This is a genomic window from Arenibacter lacus (genome assembly GCF_008711145.1).
In the GTDB taxonomy this organism is placed as follows: Bacteria; Bacteroidota; Bacteroidia; order Flavobacteriales; family Flavobacteriaceae; genus Arenibacter; species Arenibacter amylolyticus.
In genome coordinates, this window is sequence record NZ_VVIN01000096.1 from 1 (window position 1) to 7,093 (window position 7,093).

6 protein-coding genes are annotated in these 7,093 nt (G+C 40.9%); 4 read left to right on the forward strand and 2 right to left on the reverse strand.

Going from position 1 to position 7,093, the window contains the following annotated elements; all coding sequences use genetic code 11:
• Positions 1–688: 688 nt before the first annotated feature.
• The 4 genes from F1E73_RS15950 (at position 689) to F1E73_RS15965 (ending at position 4,929) form a co-directional block, all read left to right on the forward strand.
• The gene (locus tag F1E73_RS15950; protein ID WP_150452503.1) at positions 689–1,462 is read left to right on the forward strand and encodes a CsgE family curli-type amyloid fiber assembly protein; all 774 of its coding nucleotides are present in this window, start codon (positions 689–691) and stop codon (positions 1,460–1,462) included.
• 4 nt (positions 1,463–1,466) lie between these two features.
• Complete coding sequence (locus tag F1E73_RS15955; RefSeq protein WP_150452504.1) at positions 1,467–1,865, forward strand: curli production assembly/transport component CsgF; 399 nt, start codon at positions 1,467–1,469, stop codon at positions 1,863–1,865.
• Positions 1,866–1,872: 7 nt separating this feature from the next.
• Complete coding sequence (locus F1E73_RS15960) at positions 1,873–3,279, forward strand: CsgG/HfaB family protein (RefSeq protein WP_086478303.1); 1,407 nt, start codon at positions 1,873–1,875, stop codon at positions 3,277–3,279.
• 138 nt (positions 3,280–3,417) lie between these two features.
• Complete coding sequence (locus F1E73_RS15965) at positions 3,418–4,929, forward strand: carboxypeptidase regulatory-like domain-containing protein (protein ID WP_086478302.1); 1,512 nt, start codon at positions 3,418–3,420, stop codon at positions 4,927–4,929.
• 117 nt (positions 4,930–5,046) lie between these two features.
• On the opposite strand, the gene F1E73_RS15970 is transcribed toward F1E73_RS15965, so the two are convergent.
• Both F1E73_RS15970 and F1E73_RS17660 read right to left on the reverse strand, forming a co-directional pair.
• Entirely contained in the window at positions 5,047–6,489 is a 1,443-nt protein-coding gene (locus F1E73_RS15970; protein ID WP_150452505.1) for a leucyl aminopeptidase family protein, read from the reverse strand.
• A 231-nt stretch (positions 6,490–6,720) separates the two neighbouring features.
• Positions 6,721–7,093, reverse strand: a 373-nt coding sequence (locus F1E73_RS17660) for a tetratricopeptide repeat protein (protein WP_191089045.1), incomplete at its 5' end; no start/stop codon positions are given.

Below are 7,093 nucleotides of genomic sequence, written 5' to 3' on the forward strand. Positions count from 1 at the left end.
ACTGGGAACGGACAACGGTTGGAGATCCATGGTAACAATGCGCTACAAGACCGGATGGTGATACGGATGAATAATGACCACCAATCCCTTATTATTAGAAACAACCAATAACCTTTTCTTACACAAAAAAATAGTTAGCCATTTCTCTAGATGGATGCAGCCATATACGCTAACATCATTTTTAAAATAAAGATTTACAGGAATTTACAATTTCCAATCCGTCCCCATACAACAACTCATACCAAATAAATCTTACTTATCTCGAAAAAATAATCTTTCTTTAATAATTTTTTTTTCTTTCAACGAATATATCCACCGTATGTCCCATCTAGGATTATAAAGTATGTTATATCCATTATTTTAGGTACACCCCAATCTCTTACTTTGCTTAGTTAGTTGTAAAACCTAAATACTCCCATATGAGTGTGCCTTTAATACCTCTTGTAATAAGATTGTTATTTTCCCTCATCCACGCTGGGGGTATTACTTTAACATTAATAATAAAGAACGCACAGGCGCCTATTAATTTATTTTGGGCTGCTTTCACATGGGTAGATGTAATCCGCACAAAAAGCGATAAGGCCGCCGATATGCTAATTCCCAAAGGGCACTGGGTTAATCCCAATTTAGGGTGGAGTATCCCTCCGCAACTGAGTATTTATACCAACAAGCAAATCCAATTTCTATAATGATGTTAAGAACAATTCTCCTGATAGGGCATTTCTTCCTTTTCTCCCTCAGCCTCTTTGGGCAGGAGGAAATAACGCATCCTGTGGAGGCCAACATTAAGGTAGCATCCAACGAAACCGTGTATAAAATTACCGCCACTGCCCTAAATAAAACCAAAATCAATAAAAGTCTCTCCTATAGACTTTCAGTTTTTAAAAAGGCCACTGGAAATCAGTCTGAAGCCACCATGAATTCTGCAGGCCGATTTGTACTTGCGCCAGAAGAACAAAAAGTACTAAGTGTTCAATCCCTGAATACGGAAGAAAATCAGCGGGTTATTATCCTTTTATTAATCTATGAAAACGAGCAACTACTAACCAAGGACCGGGTGGTAATCAACGGTTTGGAGGGAGAAGACACCCTATCCCCCTTAGTGGTCAGCGACTTGCAAAAAGCGCTACAGGAAGAGGAAGAAGAGACAGACGGCGTATTTCTCAAGGGATTGGTAGTAGAGGATACCAAGACAAAAGCTGGCAGTGATTTCTATAACTACTTTTCTACCGCCTATAGAGCCAATAACATCAATGGGGAGGAAATTGTAAAAATCCAGGAAGAGCTGGCCTTGGGCCGCAATACCCGCCTAAAAATATATGTGGGCCAAGATGTAGTAGCTCAATTCTTTTTAAATCCCCGAGCCAGTTACCTCAAGGAAAAAGCAGAGCAGTCTGTCTATCTGGTCAACCGACACTTAATGGGATTAAAACAAGCCAAACAACAAAGAATTAAATATTGAACTTATGAAAACAATCTTTATTGGGATATTCCTATTGTTTAGCGGCCTCGGTTTTGGTCAGCAATTAGTCTACACCCCAAAAAACCCCAATTTTGGTGGCAATACCTTTAACTATCAATGGTTATTGAGTTCTGCCAATGCGCAAAACTCGTTTAAAGACGACCAAAGTAGATCGCACACTACAAAATCGGAATTGGAACGCTTCCAAGAAAGCCTCAATAGACAAATTTTGGGACAACTTTCCCGAACTGCCTTCAGCTCAGAATTTAAAGAAGGGCTAAAGGAAGGCACCTTTAATGTGGGAAGCCTAGTAGTAGAAATCTACGAAACGGGCGAAGGCTTAGTCATGAATATATTGGATGTGAATACCGGCGAGCAAACCCAAATTATAGTCCCAAATTAAAATATTTATGGATACAAAATCAGCGTTTGCCCTGGTAGGCTCCCTATCCTTATTACTCTTTGGATGCGGCGCCTATTTTAACCAACCCTATAAGGTACAGGATGCCCGCATAGGCGAATTGGCCTCCAAAACCCAAATTTTGCGAGACATGCCCCTACCCTACGAACAGGTAGTGGTGGGTGTCTATAATTTTAAAGATCAGACAGGCCAATACAAAACCTTGGAGAATGGGAGCACCTTTAGTACAGCCGTTTCCCAAGGGGCCACTACCATGTTGATACAGGCCTTGGAAGATTCTAAATGGTTTATTCCCATTGAGCGCGAAAATTTATCCAACCTACTCAACGAACGAAATATTATCCGCTCTACCAGGGACGAGTTTCAAAAGAGAACCAATAACCCCCAACCAGCATTACCTCCCTTACTCTATGCTGGGGTATTGCTAGAGGGCGGCGTGGTTTCCTACGATTCCAATGTAATTACCGGGGGTGCCGGCGCCCGTTATTTTGGAGCAGGTGGATCTACACAATATCGCGAAGATCGCATATCCATATACTTAAGAGCGGTATCTACCAGCAACGGCAAAATTTTAAAAACCGTATATGTCTCCAAGACCATATTATCCCAAGCCATAGATGCCAGCCTCTTTAGATACGTAAATTTTCAGCGGTTGCTAGAGGCCGAAACTGGAATCACTAAAAACGAACCCGTACAGCTTGCCATGAAAGACGCCATTGAAAAAGCAGTGGAAGCCTTAATCGTAGAAGGAATAGAGGCCGGACTGTGGACCACCAAAGATGGAGCCTTAACCAATAAGAAACTAATGGATGCCTATAAGGCAGAAAAGGAAGTGGAAGAAGCTACCTTGGTACACAACAGAAAACAAATTCCCTTAAAATATAAGAACGCCCTTAATTTTAATGCATTTTCACCAAGATTAAATGCCGATCTATCCAAAAAAACCTTGGGCCTTGGAGGTTCCGTAGCCTATACTAAAATGGTGTCGCCCCATGCCGCTATTGGGTTAGATCTCGGCTATTTATATATTACTGGGGGCGAATCTTTTTATAGGGAATACATGGCCTCTAGCCTTAACCTAGAACTAAATATATTGCCTTATGACAAGTTAGCACCATTTATCTATGGGGGAGGCGGCTTTATTTTCGACATACATACCCGGGAAGATGCCAACCAAGAGAAGATTTTCTCTCCAAAACTTCAGTTTGGGGTGGGACTAAATGCCTACGTTTCGGACCGGATTGATTTCCGGGTATTTGCAGAAAGCAACTTTACCTCTACAGATGAGCTAGATCATGTAATACACGGCAAAAGGGATGATTACTATTACAAATTTGGAGCCGGTATAAAATATAAGTTTGGGCAAAAAAAGAAGAAAGAGGTATTAAAGGAGTAAATATGGAATGAGCCTAACCAAAACGGATTGCACCAAATAATAAATATATGCGAATTAGACTGCCGTCATGCAGGTTTACAGCCGCTTGAACGATCTAGTTGGGCAGGTATGACCTTATAAAACAATATAAAAACAGATATGAAAAAGAATAAGCTATATCTATTAGTATTCGTCCTTGCCGCCCTTTTTTGGGGCTGTGAAGAAGAGCCTATTGCCGAGAACTCTTTTGGAACCCTAACAGGTACAGTGGTTTCCAAAGGGAAGAATACCCCCCTTCCCAATGTAAAAATATCTACTACTCCGGCTTCCACCACCCTGTTTACAGATGAGAAGGGGGAATTTGTCTTTGAGGACATCGCCATTGGCAAATATTCTGTACAGGCAGAGATAGACGAGTTCCAGACCACCTTTAAAGCAGCTACGATTATGGAAGCCAAGACCGTACATATTGTCTTTGAACTAGACTCCTTGGATGCCGGAAATCTATCGCCCCTAGCTCCAAACCTCCTATCCCCCATAGACAAGGCAGCGGAGGTACCTGTAAATACCACCTTTAGCTGGACGTCTTCAAAAAACGATAAGGACGAAATTAGCTATAGCTTGGAGCTAAGGAATGGCTCTACCAATCAAGTAATCGTCTACGAAGCGCTTAAAGACACCGTTTTAACGATAGATCAGTTAGCTATTGGAGTTAATTACTTCTGGCAAGTTTCTGCAGATGATGGGGTAAACAGTCCGGTTAAAAGTGCCCTTAGCAGTTTTACCACTAAAGAACCTACCAACAACCGCTTCTTTTATGTAAGGGACGTGGATGGCAATAATGTTATATTCTCAGGATCCGAACCTATGGAGACGGGAAGCGTTAACCAAAACGAATTGCGATTAACCAGCACCAACAATAATAGTTATAGGCCCATTAAAAACAATACCGTGGGGAAAGTGGCGTTCCTACGTACCCTAGGTACACAAACCCATTTATTTTCCATGGATCCGGATGGCTCAGCGGTACAGCAAATTACGGCTGCCGTATCGGTTGCCGGATTTAGACAAGACGAACTGGAATTCTCTTGGTATGACAATGGTGCCAAACTCTATTATCCAAGTTTTAACAAGCTGTACAGCATTAATCTCAATGGATCAGGGAACAAATTGGTCTATGAGGTAGCCAACGGTACTTTCATAAGTGAAATAGCAGTTAATTCCGTTAATAATCTAGTGGCCTTAAAGACCAATAATGCCAACGGATACGAAGCTAGGATTGTAGTAGTGGATATGGATACTGGGACAGAAGCCTATGTAGTTATGGATGGACAGCCCGGTGCCTTGGGCGGATTGGATTTTTCGATGGATGGCACCAAAGTACTCTTCACTAGGGATATTTCTGGGGTAGAAAATGCCGAATACAGGCAATTAGATTCCCGAATATTTGAATATAGTCTGGTGAATAGCACCGTAGTGGAAATAACTACCAAGAAAACGGCAGGAACCAATGATCTGGATCCCAAATATTCCCCGGACGAAGGCACTATTATATTTACAAACACATCCAATGACGGACTTTCGGAGCGAAAAATCTATAGAACCCAAGACAGTGAAAACAATAACAGACAGCTACTATTTACCAATGCTTTTATGCCAAATTGGGAGTAACTTAACTACTGCCCAATTTAAATAACCCAACCAAAAAAAGGCCCATGAAAATGGGCCTTTATATTTATACTTACTAAAACAAGGATTAAGTAAACCTCATATAACTATCACTTAGTCTCAGATCTTCTTGGCCCTAGCTTTAATAAACTCATAGAGCAAGCGTACTGGAACCGCCGTAGCTCCACTCTGTCTGTATCCAGAGGCTTCCTTTACAAAGGCAGCTCCTGCAATATCCAAATGTATCCACGGGTAATCGGTAAAATGCTCCAAGAATATGGAAGAAGTACTCACCCCGCCTGTTGGTCCGCCTAAATTACTCATATCCGCTATGTTGGATTTCAACAAATCCTTGAACTCTTTCCAAAGCGGTAATTGCACCAATCTTTCGTACACCACTTCCCCTATTTCCTTTAAATCGTTTATTTCGGACTGATCATTTCCTAACACGGCCATACCAAAGGCACCGGTAATGGCTGCAGCGGCGCCGGTTAAGGTTGCCATATCTATCACCAATTCCGGATTAAACCGCTTGGCATAGGTTAATGCATCTGCCAAAACCAATCTCCCTTCGGCATCGGTATTCTTAACTTCTACGGTGGTACCGTCCATCATGGTGATAACATCGTCTACCACCAATGCATTGGCAGCTATTTTATTATCCGTAGCTGGTACAATTCCAATCACATGATAGGGTAATTTATTTCCGGCAATGGCAGCCAAAATTCCTAGGACCGCTGCTCCTCCCGCCATGTCACTTTTCATAGTAACCATATTCCCGCCTGTTTTTAAGGAATACCCTCCAGTGTCGAACATTACCCCCTTCCCCACAAGCACCAAAGGTTTTTTATTGACGGGCTTAGCTGGTTTGTAATGAAATACATTAAAGGTAGGAGGGGTTTCCGACCCTTTGTTAACTGCAAGTAAACCACCCATTCTTAAGGCTTGGATCTGTTCCTTGTGCAAGATTTCCGTTTCAAAACCAAATGCTTTCCCCACTTCTGTTGCGGCCTCAGAATACTGCAACGCATCCATATAATTTACTGGCTCGTTAACCAAAGTTTTGGTTAATGAAACAGCTTCAGCAACTACTTGTAATTCCCCAAGCTTGCTCTCGGAAAAAGCTTTTCCGCTGATATAGATATCAATGGATCGTTTTTCCTTTTTCCCTTTATATTTGTCGAAATTATAACTACTTAAAAGCATCCCTTCCAAAAAGGCATAGCATTCATTTTCAGAAAACTCGTCTAGCCCCTCAATGGTCACAACTTGTAGCTGTTGTTCATTTAAGGCTGCAAGCGCAGAAGCCCCTGCTACTCGTAACGCTTCAGAATCCCTATTTGGTAATGCTACCAAAATTTGATGTTGATCTCCAACTGTATTTAGGACCACCGATTTCTTCTCGGTAAAAGCCTTTTCGATGCGGGAATTCAATGCCTTTTTTAAATTATACCCAGCTGCCTGCTCCATAGATCCAATAGACACCAAGGCATCGGCGCCAATATCAACTTCCTCCTTCTTTGTGTAGGTTTTAAAGTTTACGTTTAAATAACTTTCTATCATATTCATTGTTTATTATTGCAATTACATTTCGTAGTATGGGTATTTTGCCAAATTATTACAAAGGCCCATTCCCAATTGATGCTTTTAACCTCCCTGTCATCCTATTAGACCTATTACTAGATCCAATTTTCTGAAATCTGGATCAAGATTCAACATTTTGAATGCACCTTCCATACCTTTATTCACAATAACGGTAAATTTACATTAAGCTATCAAAACTACATATAAACTTTAATTTACTCTCATTAAATCAGTTTGTGATATTTGTGCTTGTACATCTTTTAAAATGGAATCCTGATTTACGTTTTCTATCTTGTTTTTATCCAAAAAGGCAATATAAGCCAAGGTGTCTCTTTTTGATTCCGATTGTATCTCATTCCGATTCACCAATTGATTATTTGCACGATGGATTAGATAATACATCGTGCGCTTAAGCATACTTTCTGCTTTTTCCAGTTGGCCGAGTTCTTCATAGGTGTTTGAAAAGTTATTACACGAAATAATGTACACCTGTATAAACGGAATATTTAAACGAATACCATCGAAGATATTATTATTCAATACCTCAGCTATGTATAAGGCGGCCGTAAGTGTAATCGGAATT

Bases quoted from the DNA above. Each gene is read 5' to 3' on its own strand.
- F1E73_RS15970 (WP_150452505.1), bottom strand. From the start codon at position 6,489: ATGATAGAAAGTTATTTAAACGTAAACTTTAAAACCTACACAAAGAAG.
- F1E73_RS15960 (WP_086478303.1), top strand. From the start codon at position 1,873: ATGGATACAAAATCAGCGTTTGCCCTGGTAGGCTCCCTATCCTTATTA.
- F1E73_RS15965 (WP_086478302.1), top strand. From the start codon at position 3,418: ATGAAAAAGAATAAGCTATATCTATTAGTATTCGTCCTTGCCGCCCTT.
- F1E73_RS15955 (WP_150452504.1), top strand. From the start codon at position 1,467: ATGAAAACAATCTTTATTGGGATATTCCTATTGTTTAGCGGCCTCGGT.
- F1E73_RS15950 (WP_150452503.1), top strand. From the start codon at position 689: ATGATGTTAAGAACAATTCTCCTGATAGGGCATTTCTTCCTTTTCTCC.